The 23,008-nt window shown below is 73.3% G+C and carries 19 protein-coding genes; 8 read left to right on the top strand and 11 right to left on the bottom strand.

Annotated features, from left to right (window positions below):
* Position 1: 1 nt before the first annotated feature.
* From IE255_RS17835 to IE255_RS17825, 3 genes are all read right to left on the bottom strand, one after another.
* Positions 2 to 424: a PPOX class F420-dependent oxidoreductase gene (locus IE255_RS17835; RefSeq protein ID WP_190051252.1), complete on the bottom strand. Its 423-nt coding sequence runs from the start codon at positions 422 to 424 to the stop codon at positions 2 to 4.
* 12 nt (positions 425 to 436) lie between these two features.
* Positions 437 to 1,327 (bottom strand): NAD(P)-dependent oxidoreductase, encoded by an 891-nt coding sequence (locus IE255_RS17830; protein WP_190051251.1) that lies wholly within the window; start codon positions 1,325 to 1,327, stop codon positions 437 to 439.
* A 120-nt stretch (positions 1,328 to 1,447) separates the two neighbouring features.
* Positions 1,448 to 2,920: a ketol-acid reductoisomerase gene (locus IE255_RS17825; RefSeq protein WP_190051250.1), complete on the bottom strand. Its 1,473-nt coding sequence runs from the start codon at positions 2,918 to 2,920 to the stop codon at positions 1,448 to 1,450.
* Between the two features lie 83 nt (positions 2,921 to 3,003).
* Here IE255_RS17825 and ilvY point away from each other — a divergent pair, with 83 nt between their 5' ends.
* Complete coding sequence (gene ilvY, locus IE255_RS17820; RefSeq protein WP_190051249.1) at positions 3,004 to 3,855, top strand: HTH-type transcriptional activator IlvY; 852 nt, start codon at positions 3,004 to 3,006, stop codon at positions 3,853 to 3,855.
* Between the two features lie 5 nt (positions 3,856 to 3,860).
* On the opposite strand, the gene IE255_RS17815 is transcribed toward ilvY, so the two are convergent.
* Together IE255_RS17815 and IE255_RS17810 are read right to left on the bottom strand one after the other, a co-directional pair.
* Entirely contained in the window at positions 3,861 to 5,099 is a 1,239-nt protein-coding gene (locus IE255_RS17815; RefSeq protein ID WP_190051248.1) for an ROK family protein, read from the bottom strand.
* 37 nt (positions 5,100 to 5,136) lie between these two features.
* A complete protein-coding gene (locus tag IE255_RS17810; protein WP_190051247.1) occupies positions 5,137 to 5,778 on the bottom strand; it encodes an alpha-ketoglutarate-dependent dioxygenase AlkB family protein in 642 nt (213 codons plus the stop codon).
* Positions 5,779 to 5,846: 68 nt separating this feature from the next.
* On the opposite strand from IE255_RS17810, the gene IE255_RS17805 reads away from it, so the two are divergent.
* Entirely contained in the window at positions 5,847 to 6,977 is a 1,131-nt protein-coding gene (locus IE255_RS17805) for a methyltransferase (RefSeq protein WP_190051383.1), read from the top strand.
* On the opposite strand, the gene IE255_RS17800 is transcribed toward IE255_RS17805, so the two are convergent.
* Both IE255_RS17800 and IE255_RS17795 read right to left on the bottom strand, forming a co-directional pair.
* Complete coding sequence (locus IE255_RS17800; protein ID WP_190051246.1) at positions 6,967 to 7,827, bottom strand: class II fructose-bisphosphate aldolase; 861 nt, start codon at positions 7,825 to 7,827, stop codon at positions 6,967 to 6,969. The genes IE255_RS17805 and IE255_RS17800 overlap by 11 nt on opposite strands.
* Positions 7,828 to 7,985: 158 nt before the next feature.
* On the bottom strand, positions 7,986 to 8,867 hold the full coding sequence (locus IE255_RS17795; protein WP_190051245.1) for an SIS domain-containing protein: 882 nt from the start codon (positions 8,865 to 8,867) through the stop codon (positions 7,986 to 7,988).
* Between the two features lie 116 nt (positions 8,868 to 8,983).
* Between IE255_RS17795 and IE255_RS17790 the strand changes: the two genes are divergently transcribed.
* Positions 8,984 to 9,763: a DeoR/GlpR family DNA-binding transcription regulator gene (locus IE255_RS17790; protein WP_190051244.1), complete on the top strand. Its 780-nt coding sequence runs from the start codon at positions 8,984 to 8,986 to the stop codon at positions 9,761 to 9,763.
* Between the two features lie 75 nt (positions 9,764 to 9,838).
* Positions 9,839 to 11,656, top strand: coding sequence for a glycoside hydrolase family 15 protein (locus IE255_RS17785; RefSeq protein WP_190051243.1), 1,818 nt, complete (start codon positions 9,839 to 9,841; stop codon positions 11,654 to 11,656).
* Positions 11,657 to 11,659: 3 nt separating this feature from the next.
* Here IE255_RS17785 and IE255_RS17780 read toward each other — a convergent pair whose 3' ends face one another.
* Complete coding sequence (locus tag IE255_RS17780; RefSeq protein WP_190051242.1) at positions 11,660 to 12,625, bottom strand: DUF8832 domain-containing protein; 966 nt, start codon at positions 12,623 to 12,625, stop codon at positions 11,660 to 11,662.
* Between the two features lie 186 nt (positions 12,626 to 12,811).
* Between IE255_RS17780 and IE255_RS17775 the strand changes: the two genes are divergently transcribed.
* Positions 12,812 to 13,024 carry a heavy-metal-associated domain-containing protein gene (locus tag IE255_RS17775; RefSeq protein WP_190051241.1) on the top strand — a complete coding sequence of 71 codons (213 nt, stop codon included), beginning with the start codon at positions 12,812 to 12,814 and terminating at the stop codon, positions 13,022 to 13,024.
* Between the two features lie 3 nt (positions 13,025 to 13,027).
* Positions 13,028 to 15,277 (top strand): heavy metal translocating P-type ATPase, encoded by a 2,250-nt coding sequence (locus tag IE255_RS17770; protein ID WP_190051240.1) that lies wholly within the window; start codon positions 13,028 to 13,030, stop codon positions 15,275 to 15,277.
* A gap of 12 nt (positions 15,278 to 15,289) precedes the next feature.
* On the opposite strand, the gene IE255_RS17765 is transcribed toward IE255_RS17770, so the two are convergent.
* On the bottom strand, positions 15,290 to 15,946 hold the full coding sequence (locus IE255_RS17765) for a class I SAM-dependent methyltransferase (RefSeq protein ID WP_190051239.1): 657 nt from the start codon (positions 15,944 to 15,946) through the stop codon (positions 15,290 to 15,292).
* Between the two features lie 22 nt (positions 15,947 to 15,968).
* Positions 15,969 to 17,288: a lysine N(6)-hydroxylase/L-ornithine N(5)-oxygenase family protein gene (locus IE255_RS17760; RefSeq protein WP_229906455.1), complete on the bottom strand. Its 1,320-nt coding sequence runs from the start codon at positions 17,286 to 17,288 to the stop codon at positions 15,969 to 15,971.
* A gap of 84 nt (positions 17,289 to 17,372) precedes the next feature.
* On the opposite strand from IE255_RS17760, the gene IE255_RS17755 reads away from it, so the two are divergent.
* Positions 17,373 to 18,326, top strand: a complete 954-nt coding sequence (locus tag IE255_RS17755) for a methionyl-tRNA formyltransferase (RefSeq protein ID WP_190051237.1) — start codon at positions 17,373 to 17,375, stop codon at positions 18,324 to 18,326.
* A 125-nt stretch (positions 18,327 to 18,451) separates the two neighbouring features.
* On the top strand, positions 18,452 to 19,468 hold the full coding sequence (locus IE255_RS17750) for an iron-siderophore ABC transporter substrate-binding protein (RefSeq protein ID WP_190051236.1): 1,017 nt from the start codon (positions 18,452 to 18,454) through the stop codon (positions 19,466 to 19,468).
* A 70-nt stretch (positions 19,469 to 19,538) separates the two neighbouring features.
* On the opposite strand, the gene IE255_RS17745 is transcribed toward IE255_RS17750, so the two are convergent.
* Entirely contained in the window at positions 19,539 to 22,994 is a 3,456-nt protein-coding gene (locus IE255_RS17745) for a non-ribosomal peptide synthetase (protein ID WP_190051235.1), read from the bottom strand.
* Positions 22,995 to 23,008: the final 14 nt, after the last annotated feature.

The following is a 23,008-nucleotide window of genomic DNA, read 5'->3' as shown; positions in this document are numbered from 1 at the left end:
CTCAGGTTCCGGCCTGGTCGCTGTCCTTCATCGCGCCCCAGCCGTGCCAGCGGTCGACCTCGATCCAGGCGCTCACCCGGGGGCGGACGCGCTCCGGGTAGGGCTTGCCGATGTAGTGCCGGGCGAGGAGGTCGATGTCGGCCAGATTCTCGTCGTCGTACATCTCGGTGACGCGGCCGATGAGGGTGACGTGGGTGTACCAGTCGTCGCCGGCGAGGACGGTGAGGGTCACGCGCGGGTCGCGGCGCAGGTGCTTCAGGCGGACGCGGCCCGCGTCGAGGTTGATCAGCACCCGGCCGTCCTGCCACGCGTACCAGGTGGCGGTGGAGACCGGCGCGCCGTCGGAGCGCACCGTGGCCATGACGCACGGGTTGGGCCGGCTCAGCAGGGCGTCGGCCTCGGGCGGCAGCGGCGGCTTGGACATGGGGGGAACCTCCTAGGAGTGGGGCTTGTCTTCGAAGCTGGCGAAGTAGGCGGCGGCCATGTCCTCGTCGCCGTGGCCCTGGGCGGCGGCGCGTTCCAGGCGGGCGGCGGCGGCCTCGGCCACGTCCAGGCGGACGCCGTTCTCGGCAGCGGCCTGGACGATCAGGCGGGCGTCCTTGGCGGCGGTGGTCACGGCGAACTGGGGCGGTGTGAGCCGGCCGTCGAGGACCAGGTCGGACTTGGCGCGCAGATAGCCCATGTCGAGCGGGCCGCCCGCGATGAGGTCGAAGAAGCCGTGCGGATCGACGCCGAGGGCCTTCGCCAGGGCGAGGGCCTCGCCGGCGGCGGCCGTGGCGGCGAGGACCCAGCTGTTGGCGACGAGCTTCAGGCGGGTGGCGCTGCCCGCCGCCCCGTCCTCGCCGGTCCAGACGGTGCGGGCGCCGACGGCGTCGAAGACCGGCGTCACCCTGTCCCGCCCCTCGGCGGGGCCCGCGGCGAGCACGGTCAGCTTCCCGGCCTCGGCGGGCTGGCGGGTGCCCAGGACGGGCGCGTCGTAGAAGACCAGGCCGTGCTCGCGGGCGAACGCGGCCAGGGCGCCGAGGGATTCCATGCCGGCAGTGGTGGACTGCGCCCACGCGGTGCCGGGGCGCAGGGCGGGCGCGGCCTCGCGCATGGTGTCCAGGGCGGCGGGGCCGTCGTGGAGCATGGTCAGGACGACGTCGGCGTCCTGGACCGCCTGCGCGGGGGTGCCGGCGATGTGCACGCCCCCGTCGGCGAGCGGCTCGGCCTTGGCGCGGGTGCGGTTCCAGGCCTGGACGGTGTGTCCGGCGCGGGCGAGGTTGCGGGCCATCGCGGCACCCATGATGCCGGTGCCCAGGACGCTCACGGTGAGCTTGTCGGTCATTGCGTCAACTTCCTCGGTGGTGCGGTGCGGGCGGGCTGCCTGCCGACCAGCCTGCCTGCTCGGCGGCTCGCCTTCCCGGAAGCGGCGCGGGCAAGCCTGATACCACCAGGGTCATGTATTTCAGGTCACCGAGATGTCCACGGACGGCCGCAGCTTCGCCGCCGCGGCCAGGGCCTCGTGCACCGGGTGGGTGCCGAAGGCCGCCACCAGGTCCGAGTCCGCCGGGTTCGCGGCCGCCGGGTAGGCGATCTGCTCGTACGCGGCCTGGAAGCGCGGCCCCCAGCGGCGGGCGCCGAGGCGGGCCGTGCGGGAGCAGTTGTCGACCATGTGGGCCACGTCCCGGGCGTGCATGTACGGCAGCAGGGAGTCGACGGCCTCGATGACGGACTCGTTGACGATCTCCGACCAGGGGTGGCCGCGCTCGGCGAACTCGTCGACCTGGGCCGTCATGGTGGCGACGAACACGCCGGCGGTGAACGGGTCGACGGGCAGGTCGCGGGTGCCGCGCCGGGCCCGCACCCGCTCGCTCACCGACCACATCGGCGAGCCGCCGATCCGGCTCATCGGGCGGGCGCCGAGCCGCCGTTCGGCGAGGATCACGCTGCGCAGTTCGGTGCCGTCGGCGACCTCGTCGTAGATCTCCGCGACGATCTCGCGCGCGGGGGCGTACGTGGCCGTGTACGCCCGGTCGAAGAGGTCCCGCCCGGCCGCGTCGAGGCTCTCGCGGACGGCCCGCAGCCCGGCCCGCGAGATCGTGCGGGCGATCGGGCCGGTGACGTTCTCGCAGGACCGTTCGTACGCCGTCACCTCGTCGTCGCCGGCGAGGCGGTACCGGGTGTAAAGGCTCTCGACGATGCCGTGGACGGCGCCGAGCAGGACGGCGCGTTCGCCGACGATGTCGGAGCGGTACTCGCTGTCGAGGGTGGTGCGGAAGGTGTACGGCGAGCCGAGCGCCACGGACCAGCCGAGCGCCAGGTCGACGGCCCGTCCGTCCGGGTCGGCGTGCACGGCGAAGCTGGCGTTGATCCCGGCGCCGTTGATGTGCGCGCCCTGCTGGTAAAGCCGCCGCACGGAGTCGCCCATGCCCTTGGGGCACACGGCGATCACCCCGTGTCCGGGCGGGAACTCCCCGCCCGTCTCCCGGAGATGGCCGAGCAGGAAGCCGTGCGAGAGGCCGATGACGGCACCAGGCTTCAGCGCCGCGAAGATCTCCTGGTGGTGCTCGGCGAGTGCGGCGTCGGCGATCAGCAGGATCACCAGGTCGCTGTCCGCGGCGACCGTGAGCCAGTCGCCGAGCGTGCCGTCGTCCTCGGTGAAGCCGTGGGCGCGGGCGTCGGCGCGGGAGCCGGAGCCGGGGCGCAGCCCCACCGCCACCCGGACGTCCGTGCCGGCGAGGGAGTCACGGAGGTTGAGGGCCTGCGCCCGGCCCTGGGGCCCCCAGCCGAGGACGCCGACGCGGCGGACGCCGGCGAAGGCCCGCGGGAGGAGCGGGAAGAGGTGCCGTCCTCCGCGCAGGACGGTCTCGGTGCCGCCGGGCACGTCCATGGTGTCGAGCGGGAAGACGCGGGAGGTGTACGGGATCGTCGAGGTCATGGTCGAGTTGTAGGCTCGGCCGGACTGTTGCGGCAAGCGCAACTTGTGCAGCGCACTGTTGCGGAAAATGAAAGGGCCAGGCCGTGCGGGACGATCATCGGGAGCTGCGGCTGTTCCTGCATCTGGCGCAGACGCTCAACTTCGGCCGGACGAGCCTGGACTGCCACGTCAGCCCGGCGACGCTGACCCGGACCGTGCAGCGGCTGGAGGCGGATCTCGGGCACCGGCTGTTCGACCGGGGGCCGCGCGGGGTGTCGCTCACGGCGGAGGGGCACCGGTTCCGCGAGTACGCCGTGCGGGCCCTGGAGTTGTGGCGCGCCTACCGCGAGGAGCATCCGGACCCGGCCCTGCTCACCGGCCGGCTGGCCGTTTTCGCCACGGTGACGGCATGTCAGGCGCTGCTGCCGGATCTGCTGGCGCCGTTCCGCGCCGCGCACCCGCAGGTGCGGCTCGATCTGCGGACGGGTGACGCGGCGGCGGCGCTGGCCCGGCTGGACGAGGGCGAGGTCGACGCGGCCGTGGCGGGGATCCCGCCGAGGCTGCCGGAGCCGCTGGTGAGCCGCACGGTCAGGGTGACCGAGCTGGTCCTGATCACGGCCCGGGACCGCCCGGATCCCGGGCTCGCCGGCCCGTTCGTCCTGCCTCACCGCGGCCTGGTCCGCGACGCCGCCGACCGCTGGTTCCGCGCCCGGGGCACGGCACCGGACGTGGCCTGCGAACCGGACGGCCACGAAGGGCTGCTGACGCTGGTCGCGCTGGGCTGCGGCACGGGCGTGGTCCCCCGGCTGGTGCTGGAGCACAGCGCGGTGCGCGACCGGCTGGCGGTCGTCCCGGCCGGTCCGGCGCCGGAGCCGTTCGCGATCGGGCTGTGCGTACGGCGGGCCGATCTGCGGCGGCCGGTGGTGGCGGCGCTGTGGAGCATGACCGGGGAATAAGGCCCCTAGGTGAGCGCTCCCAGCGGATCGTCCAGGACCGGCTGCCAGGCCAGTTCGGCGGCGCCGACCAGGCTGTTGTGGTCGAGGGTGCACGGCAGGATGGGCACGCCGCCGCTCTGGCCCCACAGGCTGCGGTCGGCGACGACCGCGCGCAGCCGGTCCGGGTCGGCGTCCAGGAGGGTGCGGTGCAGGCCGCCGAGGATGATCCGGTCCGGGTTCAGGATGTTGACCAGGCCGGCGAGTCCGAGGCCGAGCCGGTCGATGAGGGTCTCGGTGGCGGCGCGGACGGCCGGGTCGTCGTAGTGGTGGCGGACCAGGTCGATGGACTGCTGGAGCAGGGACACCTCGGGGCCCGGCTCGCGTCCCGCCTCCGTCAGGAAGGCCAGCGGGTCGGTCTCCACGTCCAGGCAGCCGCGGCTGCCGCAGTGGCAGGGCCGGCCCTCGGGGTGCACGGTGAGGTGGCCGACCTCCAGGGCGAGGCCGGAACTGCCCCGGTGCAGGCGGCCGTCGAGGACGAGCGCGCCGCCGACGCCCCGGTGGCCGGTGGCCACGCACAGCAGGTCGCGGGCGCCGCGGCCCGCCCCGTGCCGGTGCTCGGCGAGCGCGGCGAGGTTGACGTCGTTCGCGGCGAACGCGGGTCCGCCGATGCCGGCCGCGCGCACCTGCTCGGCGAAGATGTCCCGCACGGGCGCGCCCGCGGGCCAGGCCAGGTGCAGGGGATTCAGCGCCAGGCCCTCGGGTTCGGCGACGGCGGACGGCACGGCGAGGCCCGCGCCGACGCACCTGCGTCCGGTCTCGCGGAGCAGCTCGGCGCCCGCCGTGACGACGGAGGCGAGCACCTTCGCCGGGTCGGCGTCGACGACCTCGCAGCCGGGCGCGGTGGCGACGATCCGGCCGCCCAGCCCGACCAGAGCCGCCCTGAATCCGTCGGCGTGCACCTGCGCGGCGAGCGCGACGGGCCCGTCCTCGGCGACGGCCAGCTTGTGCGAGGGCCTGCCCTGCGAGCCCGCCGCCGCGCCGGGCCGGGCGTCGACCCGGATCAGCCCGAGCGCCTCCAGCTCGGCGGCGACCGCGCCGGCCGTCGCCCGCGTCACGCCGAGCTCGGCGGTGAGCACGGCCCGGGTCGGCGCGCGTCCGGTGTGCACGAGCTCCAGCGCGGGTCCGAGCGCTCCGCGCCCCCGGTCCAGCCGCGTCCTCGACGTGCTCCCGTCCCCCGCCTGCCGGGGGTCCGCCTTCCCGCTCATGAGGGCGAGTCTCCCATGATCCGCCGGGGGTGACGGCCTACAGGCCGCTGACCCGGAGCGTGATGTTGAGCCGTCCGCTCAGGCCGAGACCGGGCGGTGCCGTGCCGGCGTGCACCCGGGGGACCCCGTGGTAGGCGAGCCGGGACGGGCCGCCGAAGACGAACAGGTCGCCACTGCGCAGCTCGACGTCGGTCCAGGGCCGGGTGCGGGTCTCGGTGTTGCCGAAGCGGAAGACGCAGGTGTCGCCGAGGCTCAGCGACACCACCGGCGCGTCCGACTTCTCGTCGCTGTCGCGGTGCATGCCCATGCGGGCGTCGGCGTCGTAGAAGTTGATCAGCGCGATGTCGTAGGCGGGCGCCGGTCCCCCGAGGGTGTCGCGGACCGCCCGGCGGCCCAGCTCGCCCAGCCAGTCCGGGAACGGCTTCACCGGCGCGCCGTCCCCGTCGACGACCGTGCGGGCGTAGCCGTACGGGTACCAGTGCCAGCCCAGGCACACCTGCCGGGCGGTCATGGTGCCGCCGCCGGGGGTGCGGACCGTGCGCAGTCCGGCGGGCGGCCGGGCCCACGCGCGGCAGGCGTCGAGCAGCGCGCGCTGGTGCTCCGCGTCCAGCCAGTCCGGCAGGTGCACCGCGCCGGGCGCGACCTGCGTACGGGCCCTGGGGAACAGCTCGCCGTCCATGCTCTCCATGGTGCCGGACGGGGGCTGAGCTGCGGCTCGGCTAGCCTGGACGCACGATGAACGACCGTATGACGACGCCGTGGGGCGAACTCGCGCTGACCCGTTTCCCCGAGGACCCGCGCGACCGGCTGCGCGCCTGGGACGCCTCCGACGCGTATCTGCTGAGGCATCTGGCCGAGGAACGGGTCCCGCTGTCCGGCACGGTCGTGGTCGTCGGGGACCGCTGGGGCGCGCTGGCCACGGCGCTCGCGGCGCACCGGCCGGTGCACATCACCGACTCCCATCTCGCGCAGGAGGCGACGCGCGCCAACCTCGCGCGGGCCGGTGCGGAGCCCGGTGCGGTGCGGCTGCTCACCACTCAGGATCCGCCGCCGGGACGGATCGACGTGCTGCTGGTGCGGGTGCCGAAGAGCCTGGCGCTGCTGGAGGACCAGTTGCTGCGGCTGGCGCCGGCGGTGCACGCGGGAACGGTCGTCGTCGGCACGGGGATGGTGAAGGAGATCCACACCTCGACGCTCCAGTTGTTCGAGCGGATCCTCGGCCCGACGCGCACCTCGCTCGCCGAGAAGAAGGCCCGGCTGATCTTCTGCGCGCCGGACCCCGCGCTGGAGCGGCCCGCCAACCCGTGGCCGTACGTGTACACGCTCCCGGACGGCATCGGACCGGCCTCGGGGCGCACCGTCGTCAACCACGCGGGCGTCTTCTGCGCCGACCGGCTCGACATCGGCACGCGGTTCTTCCTGGGGCATCTGCCGGACGGCCGGGGCGGCCGGGTGGTGGATCTGGGGTGCGGCAACGGCGTGGTCGGTACGGCGGTGGCGCTGGCCGACCCGTCGGCCGAGGTGCTGTTCGTGGACGAGTCGTTCCAGGCGGTGGCCTCGGCGGAGGCGACGTACAAGGCGAACGGCGTGCCGGGGCACGCCGAGTTCCGGGTCGGCGACGGGCTCGCGGGCGTGCCGTCCGGCAGTGTCGACCTGGTCCTCAACAACCCGCCGTTCCACACCCACCAGGCGACGACGGACGCCACGGCCTGGCGGATGTTCACCGGGGCGCGCCGCGCGCTGCGGCCGGGCGGTGAGCTGTGGGTGATCGGCAACCGGCATCTGGGCTACCACGTGAAGCTGCGGAAACTCTTCGGCAACAGCCGACTGGTCGCGAGCGACCCGAAGTTCGTGGTGCTGAAGGCCGTCAAGCGGTAGCCGCGCCGAGGGTCCGGAGGCTCCTCGCCACGGCCCGTGTCATCGCCTCCCGCGCGACCGTCAGGTAGCCGCGCGGGTCGACGGCCTCGGGGCGGTCGGCGAGGTACTCCCGGATCGCGCCGGTCAGCGCGATGTTCAGGGCCGTGCCGATGTTGACCTTGGCGATGCCGCCCGCGATCGCCGCGGTGAGTTCGTGGTCCGGGACGCCGGAGGAGCCGTGCAGGACGAGTGGGACGTCCAGTGCGGCGGACAGGCGTTTGAGCAGGGCGTGGTCGAGGGTGGCGGTGCGGGTGGTCATGGCGTGGGCGCTGCCGACGGCGACGGCCAGGGCGTCGACGCCCGAGTCGGCGACGAAGGCCCGGGCCTCCTCGGGGTCGGTGCGGGCGCCGGGGGCGTGGGCGTCCAGCGGGGGTCTGCCGTTCTTGCCGCCGATCTGCCCCAGCTCGGCCTCGATCCAGAGCCCTCGGGCGTGCGCCCAGTCGACCGCCGCCCGGGTCGCGGCGAGGTTCCGCTCGTAGGGCAGCCGGGCCGCGTCGTACATCACGGAGCTGAAGCCGGCCTCAGCGGCCTGGTGCAGGAGGGCTTCGCTCTGCACGTGGTCGAGGTGCAACGCGACCGGGACGGCGGCGTGTTCGGCGGCGGCGACGGCCGCGCGGGCGAGCGGGAGCAGCCGGCCGCCGCGGAACCTGACCGCGTTCTCGCTGACCTGGAGCACGACGGGGGCGTGCGCGGACTCGGCGCCCGCGATGACGGCCTCGACGTGTTCCAGTGTGATGACGTTGAACGAGGCGACGGCCGAACGGGCCGCCGCGGCGCGTGTGACGAGCTCGCCGGTGGTGGTGAGGGGCACGGTGTCTCCAGGGTCGGGGAACGGGGATCACCCGTGGGCGGGGGCCGACGATCACCGGCGGTCGGGAGGGGCGGTCATCAGCGGTCGGGCGCGGTGCCGCGCTGACCCGTGGGCGGGAAGCGCGGTCGCCGTGGGCGGTAAGCGCGATCACCCGCGTATCAGGGCGCGAGGATCACCGAGCGCGTGAGGTGGCGCGGGCGGTCCGGGTCCAGGCCGCGGGACGCGGCGACGGCGATCGCGAGGCGCTGGGCGCGGACGAGTTCGGCGAGCGGGTCCAGGGTCCCGGCGATCCACAACGCGCCGGTGTCGCGGACCTGTTCGGCGAGTCCGTCCGGCGCGTCCCCGAGCATCCAGGTCGCCGTGCCCCGGGTGCTGACGCTGATCGGGCCGTGCCGGTACTCCATCGCCGGGTAGGCCTCCGCCCAGGCCAGCGCGGCCTCCCGCATCTTCAGCGCGGCCTCGTCGGCCAGGCCGACGGTCCAGCCGCGCCCCAGGAAGGTGAACTGCGCGCAGTCCACCAGCCCTTCGGGCAGCGGCTCGGTGAGTGCGGTGCGGGCGTCGGTGACGGCGGTGTCGGGGTGGAGGCCGAGGTGGGCGCGGAGCAGGGTGAGGGCCGTGGTGGCGAACCGGGTCTGGACGACGGAGCGTTCGTCCGCGAAGTCGAGGACGGCGACCTCGTCTGCGGCCGTCATGACGGGCGTGTCCGGGTCGGCGGTGATCGCGGTGGTCCGCGTGCGGCCCTTCAACCGGCCGAGGAGGTCGAGGACTTCGGTCGTGGTGCCGGAGCGGGTGAGGGCGACGACCCGGTCGTAGGCGCGGCCGTGCGGGAACTCGGAGGCGGCGAACGCGTCGGTCTCGCCCTGGCCCGCGCCCTCGCGCAGGGCCGCGGCCGCCCGCGCCATGAAGTACGAGGTGCCGCAGCCGACGATCGCGACCCGCTCCCCCGGTGCCGGCAGCGCCTCCGCGTGGCCCGCGGCCTCCGCCGCGGCGCGTGCCCAGCACTCGGGCTGGCTGGTCAGCTCGTCCTCGACATGCGTCATCCCGCACCCTCCGATCTGATTGTTCCTGCAAGATATCGCCAGTTTTCGAGCATCATCAAGCATCGGGCGCGATCTGGTGCGCTAGGGTCGCCCGGGATCGAGACGTGGAGGTGCGGATGTCGCGCGACGCCCGCTGGAAGGCGCTGCTGGAACTGCTCGTCGAGCGCGGCCGGCTGGACGTCGAGGAGGCGGCCGGGGAGCTCGGGGTGTCGGCGGCGACGATCCGCCGGGACTTCGACCGGCTCGCCGAGCAGCAGATGCTGGTGCGCACCCGGGGCGGCGCGGTGGTGCACGGCGTGTCGTACGAGTTGCCGCTGCGCTACAAGACGGCCCGGCACGCCTCCGAGAAGCAGCGCATCGCGAAGGCCGTGGCGGATCTGGTCGCGCCCGGTGAGGCGGTCGGGCTGACCGGCGGCACGACCACCACGGAGGTGGCGCGGGCCCTGGCGGTGCGCGGCGACCTGGCCTCCGGATCGCCCGCGCTGACCGTCGTGACGAACGCGCTGAACATCGCCAACGAGCTGGCCGTGCGGCCCCAGTTCAAGATCGTGCTGACCGGCGGCGTCGCCCGGGCCCAGTCGTACGAGCTGGTCGGGCCGCTCGCGGACGCAGTGCTCGGGCAGATCACCGTCGACGTGGCGGTCCTCGGCGTCGTCGCCTTCGATGTCACGCACGGCGCCGCGGCGCACGACGAGGCGGAGGCCGCCGTCAACCGGCTGCTGTGCGAGCGGGCGGAAAGGGTGGTGGTGGCCGCCGACTCCAGCAAGCTGGGGCAGCGGGCGTTCGCCCGGATCTGCGCGGTCGAGGCGGTGGACACGCTGGTCACGGACGCGGCGGCCGGCGCGGAGACGGTACGGCGGTTCGAGGAGGCCGGGCTGCGGGTCCTCACGGTGTGACCCGCGTTCCCGCTCCCTTCGCTGGTCCCCGCGCCTAAGCTGGGGCTGAGAGCCCGCCGGGTCAGGGAGGCTGCCATGCGGGGAACAGCGGACGGCCGGCGGTATCTGCCGATCGCCGAGCACGGGCTCATCGGCGACCTGCGCAGTGTGGCCCTGGTGGGGACCGACGGCACGATCGACTGGTACTGCTGCCCGGCCTTCGACGCGCCGAGCGTCTTCGCCGCGATCCTGGACGCGGAGCGCGGCGGCTGCTTCGAGCTGGCGGCGGCCGTGCCGGCGCGGACCAAGCAGTTCTACTTCCCCGACACCAACGTCCTGATCACCCGGTTCTTCACCGAGGACGGCGTCGGCGAGGTGCAGGACTTCATGCCGGTCGACGGCGACTCGGCCGAGGCCGACCGGCACCGGCTGATCCGGCGGGTGGTGTGCGTGCGCGGCTCGATCCCGTTCCGTACGCGCGTGGCTCCCCGCTTCGACTACGGCACCCGGCCGCACACCGTCCGGCTGACCGGCGAGGTGGCGCTCTTCGAGGCCGACGGGATGGCGCTCGCGCTGACCGCGACCGTGCCGCTGGAGACCGACGGGCCGGACGTGCGCGGGGACTTCAAGCTCGCCGAGGGCGAGTCGGCGGTGTTCGCGCTGGACAAGGTCGGCGGCGACGTCAGGCCCCGCCGGTGCGCGCGCACGGAGGCGGAGGAGCAGTTCGCGGCGACGGTGGCGTACTGGCGGCGCTGGCTGTCGGCGTCCCGGTACAAGGGCCGCTGGCGGGAGATGGTGCACCGCTCGGCCCTGACGCTGAAGCTGCTCACCTACGCGCCGACCGGGGCGATCGTGGCCGCGCCGACGACGAGCCTGCCCGAGCAGCTCGGCGGCGAACGCAACTGGGACTACCGGTACGTGTGGGTGCGCGACGCGGCCTTCTGCGTCTACGCCCTGCTCAGGCTGGGCTTCACCGGCGAGGCCGAGGCGTTCATGGACTTCGTGACCCGGCACATCAGCCCGGGTGACGGCAAGCCCTCCGGCCCGCTCCAGATCATGTACGGCATCGACGGGCGCACCGAGCTGCCCGAGCGGACCCTCGACCATCTGGAGGGCCACGACGGCTCCGCGCCCGTCCGGGTCGGCAACGCCGCGGCCGATCAGCTCCAGCTCGACATCTACGGTGCGCTGATCGACTCCATCTACCTGTTCGACAAGTGGGCCAAGCCCATCTCCAGCGACCAGTGGGACGACGTGTGCGCCCTGGTGGAGTGGGTGTGCGCGCACTGGGACCAGCCCGACGAGGGCATCTGGGAGACCCGGGGCGGCCGCAAGAACTTCCTGTACTCGCGGCTGATGTGCTGGGTGGCGATCGAGCGGGCCATCCGGATGGCGAACCGGCGCGGACTGCCCGCCGACCTGCCGCGCTGGCGGGAGTCCCGCGACACGATCTACCGGCGGATCATGAGCCGGGGCTGGTCCGAGGCGCGCCGGGCCTTCGTCCAGCACGAGGACGGCGACGTGCTGGACGCGGCCGTGCTGATGATGCCGCTGACGAAGTTCATCGCCCCGACCGACCCGAAGTGGCTGTCGACTCTGGACGCCCTGACCGAGGAGCTGGTGTCCGACTCGCTGGTCTACCGCTACGACCCGCAGGCGAGCCCGGACGGGCTGCGCGGCGACGAGGGCACGTTCTCCATCTGCTCGTTCTGGTACGTCGAGGCCATGGTGCACGCGGGCCGGATCGACGAGGCGCGCCTCGCCTTCGAGAAGATGCTGACATACGCCAACCATCTCGGCCTGTACGCCGAGGAGATCAGCCACACCGGGGAGCAGCAGGGCAACTTCCCGCAGGCGTTCACGCACCTCGCGCTCATCAGCGCGGCCTTCAACCTGGACCGGGCCCTCGGCTGAGGCTCAGTGTCCGTGGCCGTCGTCGGCATGCCCCTCAGGGGTACCGGAACCGGCCGCGGCTCCCCCGGCCCGGACCGTGAACGCCGCGGTGTGGACCTTGCCGTCGTGCTGGAAGTCGAGGAACAGGCGGTAGGAACCGACGCTGGGTGCCGTGGCCGTGAAGGAGATGTCCGGGCCGGGCTTGGTGGTGCCGTCGCCGGGTTCGCCGTTCGGGTGGACGTGCAGGTAGGCGAGGTCGCCGGAGCGCAGGGCGACCAGGTGGCCGTACGCGCCCAGGTAGGGCTGGAGGTTGGTGACGGGCTTGCCGTCGCGGGAGACCTTCAGGTTCAGTTCGCTCGCCTTGCCCGGGGTCAGGGCGCCGGCCAGCCGCACCTCGTAGCCGTTGACCTCGGCCGTGGTGCTCGCCGGCGGCAGTTCCTCGGGCCGGTAGGGGCCGGAGGCGGCGAGGTCCGCGCCGAGGGTGAGGTTCTTCGCGTCCTTCTTCGCCGGGGTGAAGTCGGCGAAGACGCGGTAGCCGCCCGCGCGGGGCAGGTCCACGGGGGTGCTCCAGGTGCCGTCGGCGGCGCGGGTGGGGTGCAGGTGGCGGTAGGTGGTCAGGTCGCGTGAGGCCACGATCAGGTGGAGTTCCTTGTCGTGTTCGCGCTGGTAGGCGGTGACCGCGCGGCCGCTGCCGTCCCGGACGGTGAAGCGCAGGTCGGTGCGCTGCCCGGCGGTGACGCTCGGGGTCTTCAGGTCGAGGGTGTAGCCGTCCTCGGAGACCTGGAGCCCGCCGGCCGGGGGCGTGTCGTGTCCGGTGTGGCCGCCGCCCTCCTCCGGCTGCGGTGCCGGTGAGGGCCGGGTGTGCTCGTCCTCGTGCTTCGGCGGGCTGTCCGCGACGACGGGGCCCATGCCCTGGCCGACGCCGTAGGCCGTGCCGAACGTCGCGGCCAGGACGGCGGTGAAAGTGGTGATCTTCAGTCCGGTGTTCATGGCCGTCGGCTCCTCCAGATACCGGGTCTCCCGCTCGGATGCGGGTCCTCCATGCAGCTCACCATACCCCTGGGGGGTACCAAGTCAAGTTGTTGTCGCGCTTGCATCATATACCCCTCGGGGGTATACAGGAATGCAGCGAGGGATACCCCCTCCCCGTATACGTGAATCCCTGAGGAGGCACCGATGCCCGCCACCACCTACGCCGTCTCCGGAATGTCCTGCGGCCACTGCAAGGCGACGCTGACCAAGGTCATCGGCGAGCTGGACGGCGTACGCGGCGTCGAGGTCGATCTCGGCACCGGCCGTGTGACCGTCACGAGTGCCGCCGAGCCCGACGACGCCGAGATCGCCGAGGTCGTCGACGAGGCCGGCTACGAACTGACCGGGAGGGTCTGAGCCATGAGCACGGGCACGACGACCGGCACCGGTGCCGAGGTGGAGCTCGCCATCGGCGGCATGACCTGCGCCTCCTGCGCGGCGCGCATCGAGAAGAAGCTCAACCGCATGGACGGGGTCACCGCCACGGTCAACTACGCCACGGAGAAGGCGAAGGTCAGCTACTCCGGCGACGTCTCCGTGCGGGACCTGATCGCCACCGTCGAGGCGACCGGGTACAGCGCGCAGGAGCCCGCGCCTCCCGAGGAGCCCGGCGCACCCGCCGCCGGGGCGGACGAACTGCGGCCGCTGCGCGAGCGGTTGGTCACGGCCGTCGTGCTCGCCGTTCCCGTCGTGGCCATGGCCATGATCCCGGCGCTCCAGTTCGAGTACTGGCAGTGGCTGTCGCTCACGCTGGCCGCGCCGGTCGTGACCTACGCGGCGTGGCCCTTTCACAAGGCGGCGTTCATCAACGCCCGGCACGGCGCGGCCACCATGGACACGCTGATCTCGGTCGGCGTCTCGGCCGCGTTCCTGTGGTCGCTGTGGGCGCTGTTCTTCGGCACCGCGGGCACGCCGGGCATGACGCATCCCTTCGAGCTGACCATCGAGCGCACGGACGGCGCCGGGAACATCTACCTGGAGGCCGCGGCGGGTGTCACCGCCTTCATCCTGGCCGGGCGGTACTTCGAGGCCCGCGCCAAGCGCAGGGCCGGTGCGGCGCTGCGGGCGCTGCTGGAGCTGGGCGCCAAGGACGTCACCGTGCTGCGGGACGACGGCCGCGAACAGACCGTGCCGGTCGCGGAGTTGAAGGTCGGAGACCGTTTCCTGGTCCGGCCCGGGGAGAAGATCGCCACCGACGGGACGGTCGTCGAGGGGTCCTCGGCCGTCGACGCCTCGATGCTCACCGGTGAGTCCGTGCCGGTGGAGGTCGGCACGGGGGACCCGGTCACCGGCGCCACGATCAATGCCGGCGGGCGGCTCGTCGTGCGCGCCACCCGGGTCGGCGCCGACACCCAGCTGGCCCGGATGGCCCGGCTGGTGGAGGACGCGCAGAACGGCAAGGCCGCCGCGCAGCGGCTCGCGGACCGGATCTCGGCCGTATTCGTGCCGGTGGTGATCGCCCTGGCGCTGGGCACGCTGGGCTTCTGGCTCGGCAACGGCGTCGGTCTGACGGCCGCCTTCACCGCCGCAGTCGCCGTCCTCGTCATCGCCTGCCCGTGCGCCCTCGGCCTGGCGACGCCGACCGCGCTGATGGTCGGCACCGGGCGGGGCGCCCAGCTCGGCATCCTCATCAAGGGACCGGAGGTCCTGGAGTCCACGCGCCGGGTCGACACGGTCGTCCTGGACAAGACCGGCACCGTCACCACCGGCCGGATGACGCTGCTGGCCGTGCACACCGCCGACGGCACCGACGAGGCCGACGTGCTGCGGCTGGCGGGGGCGCTGGAGCACTCCTCCGAGCACCCGATCGCCCGTGCCGTTGCCGACGGGGCCCTGGCGAAGCTGGGCACGCTGCCCACGCCCGAGGACTTCGCCAACGTGCCCGGACTGGGCGTGCAGGGCGTCGTCGAGGGCCACGCCGTGCTCGTCGGGCGGGAGAGGCTGCTGGCCGACTGGGCCATGGAACTGCCCAAGGCCCTGGCCCGGGCCGGGGCGGCGGCCGAGGACGCCGGGCGCACCGCCATCGCGGTCGCCTGGGACGGCGAGGCACGCGCGGTGCTGGAGGTCGCCGACGCGGTGAAGGAGACGAGCGCGGAGGCGGTCGGGCGGCTGCGCGCGCTCGGCCTCACGCCCATCCTGCTGACCGGCGACAACAGGGCCGTCGCCGAGTCCGTCGCCCGCGAGGTGGGCATCGAGGAGGTCATCGCCGAGGTGCTCCCGCAGGACAAGGTCGAGGTCGTCAAGCGGCTCCAGGCAGGGGGCCGTTCGGTCGCGATGGTCGGCGACGGTGTCAACGACGCGGCGGCCCTCGCCCAGGCCGATCTCGGTCTGGCCATGGGCACGGGCACGGACGCCGCGATCGAGGCCGGCGACCTGACCCTGGTCCGGGGCGACCTGCGGGCCGCGGCGGACGCCATCCGCCTCGCCCGCCGCACCCTCGGCACCATCCGCTCGAACCTGTTCTGGGCCTTCGCCTACAACGTGGCGGCCCTGCCGCTGGCCGCGGCCGGCCTGCTCACCCCGATGATCGCCGGGGCGGCCATGGCCTTCTCCTCGGTCTTCGTGGTCGGCAACTCGCTGCGGCTGCGCACCTTCCGGGCCGCGAGCTGACCCGCAGGCCGGTCAACGGCGGTGCCACACCAGCGTGTAGCGCCATAACAGACGGCGACGCAGACGCGCGCCGGGCAGGACGGCGCGCGCCTCGCGGACGATCTCGGAGAACGTCATGTCCGCTGGCCTGGTGCGGGCGCTCATCGCGACCGGGCGCGCCGCCCGGCGGCCCCGGTTCTTCAGCAGCGCCATGACGATGTTGAGCGGGACCGACGCGAGGGCGAGCAGGTGGTCGACGGGTGACTGTGCACGGTGGACGCCGACGATCACCAGGGTGCCGCCGGGGGCCAGCCGGTCGCGGAAGGCCGTGAGGGCCTCGGTGAACGGCAGGTGGTGGAGCACGGCGACGCAGGTGATGGCGTCGTACGCGTGGTCCGGGAGCCCGGCCGGCGCGTCGGCCACCGTGTACGTCACCGGGGCCGACGGGGGCGTCGACTCCCTCGCCCGGGCCGTGATCGCCGGGTCGGCGTCGATCCCGTGCACGCGCCCGGCCCGGGCGGCCAGCAGCCGGGCGAGGTCGCCACTGCCGCATCCCACGTCCAGGGCGCTCCCCACCCGGGTGGGGAGTTGCCGCAGGATCCAGGGGTGGAAGTGGGCGTTGTGGTCCCAGGGGCGGGCGGCGTGGAAACGGTCGAGTGCGTGCAGGATTCGGCGGGACAGGGGCGTCATGCCCTCAGTTCAGCAGACGGGGTCACACGGCCGCCGCTCGGCGGTCCAGCAGGGAGCGGTGGATCTCGCCCGCGCGGATCGCCGTCGTCGACAGGAGCGTCGAGGTGAGGCCGTGCGTGTGCTCCGTGCCGCCCTGGAGGTAGATGCCGGCCGTCACGTCCGGGGCGGTCTCCGCGCGGTGGTCGCGGCGGACGCGGATCGCGTCCTCGTCGTCGCGGAGGCAGACCTTGGCCGCCTCGCCGAGCAGGGTGGTCAGGTCCCGGGGGCGGTAGCCGGTCGCGTGGACGAGCAGGTCGGCCTCCAGGACCCGTTGCTCCCCGGTGGGGAGGAACTCCACGACGATGTCCAGTGAGCCGTCGGCGCGGGTGCGGACGTCCCGTATGCGGGAGACGTTGAGGAAGCGCAGCCGCTCCCGGCCGGTGACCTTCTCCTGGTAGGAGGTGGCGTACAGGGACTCGATGAGGTCCATGTCGACGACGGAGTAGTTGGTGGAGCGGTGGTAGTCGAAGAGGGACTGCTTCACCTCGGAGGGCGCGGTGAAGTACACGTCCACCGCCTCCGGGTCGAAGATGCGGTTGGCGAACGGGCTGTCGTCGGCCGGGGTGTAGCCGTACTTGGCGAAGACCGCGCAGACCTCGGCCTCGGGGAAGGAGCGGTGCAGGTAGTCGACCGTCTCGGCGGCGCTCTGGCCGGCGCCCAGGACGACGGCCCGGCGCACCGGCGTGCGCCGGTCGAGCAGTTCGGTGACCCGGGGCAGTAACTGGCTGTTGTGCCAGACGCGTTCGGACAGCTCGACGCCGGGCGGCACATGCGGTTCCAGGCCGACGGCGACGCTCAGGTCCCGGGCGCGGTACGTCGTCCCGGAGGTGCCGCAGACCACGTCGAAGCCGGTCACGGTGCCCGACGCGTCGCGCACCGGGTCGACGGCGGTCACCTCCCGGCCGTAGGCCACCAGATGCCGCACCCGCGCGGCGGCCCACTCGAAGTACTCGTGGAACTCGACCCGCAGCGGGAAGAGCGTCTTCTGGTTCAGGAAGTCGACGAGCCGGCCGCGCTCGCGCAGGAAGCACAGGAAGCTGTAGTCGCTGGCCGGGTCGCGCAGGGTGACGAGGTCCTTGAGGAAGGACACCTGCATCGTGGCGTCGTCGATGAGCATGCCCCGGTGCCAGCCGAAGCGCGGCTGGCGTTCCAGGAAGAGGGCGTTCAGCCGGTGCTCCGGCGCGGCACCCGCGTTGTGTTCCTCGATCGCTATGGCCAGGGCGAGATTTGACGGCCCGAAGCCGATTCCGAGGACGTCGTAGGTGGTGTCCGTGGTGTCCGATCCCGTGAGCGGTGAGTTCACCGTGGCATCGCCTCCCTCAGGCAGCCACATGTTAGATAAGGTTAGCCTTACCTTGCAATGGAGCCGCCGGAGAGGGAGAACCGCATGCGCGTCGCCATGTTCGGCTATCAGACCTGGGGTCACCGCACGCTCCAGGCCCTGCTGGACTCCGACCACGAGGTCACCCTCGTCGTCACCCACCCCAAGAGCGACCACGCCTACGAGAAGATCTGGGACGACTCCGTCGCCGAACTCGCCGGGAAGCACGACGTCCCCGTCCTCCTGCGCAACCGTCCCGACGACCCCGAACTCCTCGACGCCCTGCGGGCGGCGCGGCCGGACCTCATCGTGGCCAACAACTGGCGCACCTGGCTGCCCCCCGAGGTGTTCGACCTCCCGCCGCACGGCACCCTCAACATCCACGACTCGCTGCTGCCGTCCTACGCCGGCTTCTCCCCGATCATCTGGGCGCTGATCAACGGCGAGGAACGCGTCGGCGTCACCGCGCACCGCATGAACGGCGAACTCGACGCCGGCGACATCCTGGTGCAGCGCGCGGTGCCGGTCGGGCCGGCCGACACCGCGACCGACCTGTTCCACCGGACCGTCGACCTGATAGCCCCGATCGTGCGCGAGTCCCTCGACCTCATCGCCACGGGCCGGGACGCCGGGCAGTGGGTGCCGCAGGACCGCTCCAGGGCGAGCTTCTTCCACAAGCGGTCCCCGGAGGACAGCCGCATCGACTGGAGCTGGCCGGCCGAGCGCCTGGAACGGCTCGTGCGGGCCCAGTCGGACCCGTATCCGAACGCGTACACCTTCCACCGCGGACAGCGGCTCAGGATCGTCTCGGCCGCCGTGTCGGAGGGACGCTACGGGGGCACGCCCGGGCGGATCTTCATCCGCGAGGGCGACGGCGTGGTCATCGTGGCCGGCCCCGAGGCGCACACCGGCCGCTGCCCGGGGCTCGTCATCCGGCGGCTGCGCACGGACGACGGCACGGAGTACGCCGCGACTGACTACTTCCGCAGCATGGGCGGCTATCTGACGGCCCGTCCATAACTGACGCTCCGTCACATCATCACGAGCGGGCGGAGATTGTCCGGAAACCGTTGCTGAGGTAAGGCTTACCTTGCTTTACTGACGGCCGTACGACTCCTGCCTGTACCCGGCGACAAGGGACGCACATGCCGAGAAAGCTCCTCACCACCCTTCTCACCGTCACCCTGGCCGCCGGGTTGGCAGCCTGCGGCTCCGTCAAGGACGAGTCCAGCACGTCCTCCGACTCCTCCTCCGGCGACGCGAAGGGCTCGTCCGCCTTCCCCGTCACCGTCAAGCACAAGTTCGGCAGCACGAAGATCACCGAGGAACCGGAGCGGATCGTGGTGATCGGCGACGGCGGCACGGACGACGTCGACGCGCTGTACGCCCTCGGGGTCACGCCGGTCGCCGTCTCCAAGGACGCCTTCGCCGCCGACGGCGTCCACCCCTGGCTGAAGGACCGGGTCGACACCAAGAAGACCAAGCTCCTCGACACCATGAACGGCGTCGACTTCGAGGAGGTCGCCGCCCTCCGGCCCGATCTGATCCTGGCCACCTCCGACTTCACCCTGGAGAAGAACTACCAGAAGCTCTCCGCGGTGGCGCCGACCATCGGCTACGAGACGGCGTGGGGCAAGCAGACCTGGCAGGAGCACGTCCAGGTGGTGGCGAAGGCCGTCGGCCGGGAGGAGCAGGCCGCGAAGGCCATCAAGGACACCGAGGACAGCATCGCCGAGGTGAGGTCGAAGCACCCCGGGCTGGAGGGCAAGACCTACAGCCTGTCCATGGGCAACACGCCGGCCAAGATCTTCACCATCGCCTCGGAGGAGGACTTCGCGGCGAAGCTGATGAGCGAGGTCGGGCTGAGCCTCACCCCGTCCGTGAAGAACATCAAGACGGTCAGCGGCAGTCCCACCGGCGAGTTGTCCTTCGAGCAGCTCGACAAGCTCGACGCGGACCTGGTCGTCATCGCGTTCACCACGCCGCAGTTGAAGAAGGCCTTCGAGTCCAGCGCGCTGGTGAAGAACATGTCCGCGGTGAAGGAGGACCGCTACGTCGTGACCGACGTGGCGACCATCAGCCAGCTCCGCAGCCCGTCCGTGCTGGGCATCCCGTGGGCGCTGGACAACCTGGAGACCGGGTTCGCCAAGCTGGACAAGTAGTCCTGGCCGGGGCTCCCGAGGGGGGACGGAGGGGCGGGGTGCGTCACGCGCCCCGCCCCTCCGGCGTCCGTCAGCCGTCGCGCAGGGCCGAGTCGACCTCCTCCGCCGACATGCCCTCGATCTCCAGGTGGAGGGCGGCGACCTGCTCCAGCCGCCCCGGGGTGTGCTCCTCGGCGGCCAGCCGTTTGGCCATGCCGCCCGCCGTGAGGGTGGCGAACAGGGCCCGCACCGACACCTCGGCGGTGTCGAGGGCCTCCCGCAGCCGGCTCACGATCACGGTGGCGAGCACCGAGTCGCCGCCGAGTGCGAAGAACCCGTCGTCGAGACCCACCCGTTCGACGCCGAGGACCTCGGCCCAGACGCGGGACACCACCGTCTCCAGGGCGCTGCCGGGCGGCTGCTGCTCCCCCTCCCCCGGCTCCCGCGTCTCCCACAGCGCCTGGACGGCGCGGCGGTCGAGTTTGCCGTTGGCGGTCAGCGGCAGCTCCTCGACGACCGCGACCCGGGCCGGGACCATGTGGGGCGGCAGCACCGAGCGCGCCCACTCCCGCAGCGCCTCCCCGGTCGTCCCCTGCCCTGCGGCCACCGCGGCCGCCAGCTGGACGCCCGGGCCGCGAGTGAGACCGGCGACGGCACGCCGTACCGCCGGATGGCCGGCGAGCGCCGCCTCCACCTCGCCGAGTTCGATGCGGAAGCCGCGCAGCTTCACCTGGTGGTCGCGCCGACCGAGGAACTCCAGCGTGCCGTCGGGCCAGCAGCGGGCGAGGTCGCCGGTGCGGTACCAGCGCACGCCGTCGGCCTCGGTGAACTTCTCGGCCGTGCGCTCCGGATCGGCCCGGTAGCCGAGCGCCACGCCGTCGCCGCCGATCCACAGCTCCCCCGGCACCCAGTCCGGGCAGTCCCGGCCGCGCGGGTCGACGACCCGGCAGCGGACGTTGCGCAGCGGGGTGCCGTACGGCACGGCCCGCCAGTGCGCGGGCACCCGGGCGTCCGGCACCTCGCACACGGTGGAGTGGATCGCGGTCTCGGTGGTGCCGCCGAGCCCGGCGAACCGGCAGCCCGGCGCCCGTGCGGCGAGCCGTCCGGGCAGATCGGTGCCCACCCAGTCCCCGCCCAGCAACACCGCGCGCAGTCCGGTCAGTTCGCCGGGTCCGGTGGCGAGCAGCAGCATGTCCAGCAGCGGCGGTACGCAGTTGACGAGCGTCACCCGGTGCGTGCGCACCAGCTCCGCCCACGGCCGGGCCTCGCGCCGGTCGGCCTCGTCGATCAGCACCACCGCGCCGCCCGCCCCCAGCAGTCCGAACACGTCGTAGACGGAGAGGTCGAAGTCCAGCGCGGACAGCGCGAGGCAGCGGTCCGAGGGGCCCACGACGAAACGGGAGTTGAGGTCGTCGATGGTGTTCATGGCGGCCCGGTGCGGCACCTCGACGCCCTTGGGCTCCCCGGTGGAGCCGGAGGTGAACAGGACGTAGGCGACCTGTTCCTCGTCGACCGGCACGGGTGCGGGCAGCGGGGCGTGCCGGATCGCCTCCTGGACCGGGAGGCCGTCCTCGGCCGGACGGCCGTCGGTGAGGGTGAGGCGGAAGCCCGCGGTGGCGCGGATGCGGTCGCGGCGGGCGGGCGGCTGCTCGACGCCGACCGGGACGTACGCGGCGCCCGCGGCCAGTACGCCTAGGACGGCGGTGATCTGGTCGGGCCCCTTGGGCAGGCTGACCGCGACGGTGTCCCCCGGCCGCACGCCCCGGTCCGCCAGAGCGGCGGCGCACCGCAGGGCCCGGTCCGCCAACTCGCCGTAGGAGAGGGCGCCTTCGGTGCCCCACAGCAGCGCGGGCGCCTCGGGACGCTCGGCCGCGTGGGCGAAGAAGCCGTCGTGCAGGAGCCGGTGGCTGCGCGGCGCGGCGGTGGCGTTCACCGCCGCGCGGACCGCCGACTGCTCCGCGGGCAGCAGGGCGGGCACCGGCCGGTCCCACACCTCGTCCTCGGTGCCCAGCCGGGTGACGAGGCCGTGGAACGCGGCGAACATCGCGTCGACCAGTCCGGCGGGGAAGGCGTCCTCCCGTACGTCCCAGTTGACGAGCAGTCCGCCGTCGACCTCGGTCACCTGGGCATCCAGCAGCACCTGCGGGCCCTGCGAGATGATCCACACCGGCTGCCCGAAGGAGTCGCGCACCTCCGCGTCGAAGAGTTCCCCGAGGTTGAGGGCGCTGGTGAACACCACGGGGGCGAGGACCTGTTCGCCGCGGTGCCGGGTCAGGTCGCGCAGCACCTCCACACCGGAGTAGTCGGCGTGGGCGGCGTCGGTGTGCATCCGGTCCTGGAGGCGCCGGGCGTGCTCGGTGAACGTCGCGGGCTCGGCCAGGTCGACGTCGAGCAGCACCGAGCTGGTGAAGTCGCCCACCAGCAGGTCGGTGTCGGGGTGGGAGCCGCGGCGGTCGAACATGGGGACGTTCAGCAGGAAGCGGGGCTGGCCGCTGTAGGCGGCCAGCACCTCGGAGAAGGCGGTCGCGACGGCCATCGCGGGCGTCAGCCCGTGCTGGTGGGCCCGGGCGGCCAGGCGCCGCTTCTCCTCCGGCGGCAGCCAGTGGTGCCGCCGCGTGACCCGGGTCGGGTCGGCCCGCTCCGCCTCCGGCACCAGCGGCAGGTCGGGCGCGCTGGGCAACTCCGGCACCCGGCGCCGCCACCAGTCCCGCGCCTGCTCCCGGCTCAGCCGCCGCACCTCCGCGCGCTCCGCCAGGTAGGCCGGGTAGCTGGTGCGGATCGGCGGCAGCGCGGCGTCGGGGTTGTGGTAGAGCCGGGCGAGGTCGGAGAGCAGGACGCGGTAGCTGAGGGCGTCCGCGGCGAGCATGTCGACGTCCACGTGCAGCCGGCTGCGGCCGTCGGGCAGCAGGGAGAGCTGCACGGAGAACACCTCCCCGGCCCCCACGTCGAGCCGGGCGTGCGAGGAGGAGTGCCGGACGTCCTCCAACTTGGCCGCCGCCGTCTCGGGGTCGAGCGCCCGCAGGTCGTTGACGGCCGTGGCGGGGCGGGTGAGTTCGGGCAGGATCCGCTGCCGCCCGTCGTCGCCGAAGCGGGCGCGGAGCATGCCGTGCCGCCGGACCAGGGCCCGTACGGCCGTGTCGAGCCGGTCAGGGTCCACGCCGGAGCCGTCGAACTCGACGTACAGGTGCGCGGCGACGGAGCCGAGGGTGGTGTCGTCGCCGCGGCCGATCCAGTAGGCGTGCTGCATCACGGCGAGCGGGAAGGGCTCGCCGGGCTCGGGGGCCGGGGCCTCGGCGGCCGGCTCGGCGGGGGCGGGGGCCCGGGACGCGAGCAGGGCGCGCCACGCGCGCAGGGTGGGTTCCTTGGCCAGTTCGGCGAAGCTGACCTTGACGCCCTGCTTGCGCCAGGAGCCGGCGATCCTCATCAACGTGATCGAGTCCAGGCCCCAGGCGATGAGGCTGTCGTCCTCGCTCGGCGGGGTGTCCGAGCCGAATGTGTCGGTGACCGTACGGAGCAGCTCGTCCGCGGTCGGGGGGTGCTGCGTCACCGGTTCCTCCGCTG

The sequence above is a fragment of the Streptomyces lomondensis genome (assembly GCF_014651035.1).
GTDB lineage: Bacteria > Actinomycetota > Actinomycetes > Streptomycetales > Streptomycetaceae > Streptomyces > Streptomyces lomondensis.
Note: the sequence above shows the minus strand (reverse complement) of the source record. Positions and strands in the feature narration are given on the sequence as shown.

What these genes read in the sequence shown, in the direction of transcription:
- IE255_RS17835 (WP_190051252.1), bottom strand. Translation starts at nt 424, where the DNA reads ATGTCCAAGCCGCCGCTGCCGCCCGAGGCCGACGCCCTGCTGAGCCGG.
- IE255_RS17830 (WP_190051251.1), bottom strand. Translation starts at nt 1,327, where the DNA reads ATGACCGACAAGCTCACCGTGAGCGTCCTGGGCACCGGCATCATGGGT.
- IE255_RS17825 (WP_190051250.1), bottom strand. Translation starts at nt 2,920, where the DNA reads ATGACCTCGACGATCCCGTACACCTCCCGCGTCTTCCCGCTCGACACC.
- IE255_RS17815 (WP_190051248.1), bottom strand. Translation starts at nt 5,099, where the DNA reads ATGAGCGGGAAGGCGGACCCCCGGCAGGCGGGGGACGGGAGCACGTCG.
- IE255_RS17810 (WP_190051247.1), bottom strand. Translation starts at nt 5,778, where the DNA reads ATGGACGGCGAGCTGTTCCCCAGGGCCCGTACGCAGGTCGCGCCCGGC.
- IE255_RS17805 (WP_190051383.1), top strand. Translation starts at nt 5,847, where the DNA reads ATGACGACGCCGTGGGGCGAACTCGCGCTGACCCGTTTCCCCGAGGAC.
- IE255_RS17795 (WP_190051245.1), bottom strand. Translation starts at nt 8,867, where the DNA reads ATGACGCATGTCGAGGACGAGCTGACCAGCCAGCCCGAGTGCTGGGCA.
- IE255_RS17790 (WP_190051244.1), top strand. Translation starts at nt 8,984, where the DNA reads ATGTCGCGCGACGCCCGCTGGAAGGCGCTGCTGGAACTGCTCGTCGAG.
- IE255_RS17785 (WP_190051243.1), top strand. Translation starts at nt 9,839, where the DNA reads ATGCGGGGAACAGCGGACGGCCGGCGGTATCTGCCGATCGCCGAGCAC.
- IE255_RS17780 (WP_190051242.1), bottom strand. Translation starts at nt 12,625, where the DNA reads ATGAACACCGGACTGAAGATCACCACTTTCACCGCCGTCCTGGCCGCG.
- IE255_RS17775 (WP_190051241.1), top strand. Translation starts at nt 12,812, where the DNA reads ATGCCCGCCACCACCTACGCCGTCTCCGGAATGTCCTGCGGCCACTGC.
- IE255_RS17770 (WP_190051240.1), top strand. Translation starts at nt 13,028, where the DNA reads ATGAGCACGGGCACGACGACCGGCACCGGTGCCGAGGTGGAGCTCGCC.
- IE255_RS17765 (WP_190051239.1), bottom strand. Translation starts at nt 15,946, where the DNA reads ATGACGCCCCTGTCCCGCCGAATCCTGCACGCACTCGACCGTTTCCAC.
- IE255_RS17755 (WP_190051237.1), top strand. Translation starts at nt 17,373, where the DNA reads ATGCGCGTCGCCATGTTCGGCTATCAGACCTGGGGTCACCGCACGCTC.
- IE255_RS17750 (WP_190051236.1), top strand. Translation starts at nt 18,452, where the DNA reads ATGCCGAGAAAGCTCCTCACCACCCTTCTCACCGTCACCCTGGCCGCC.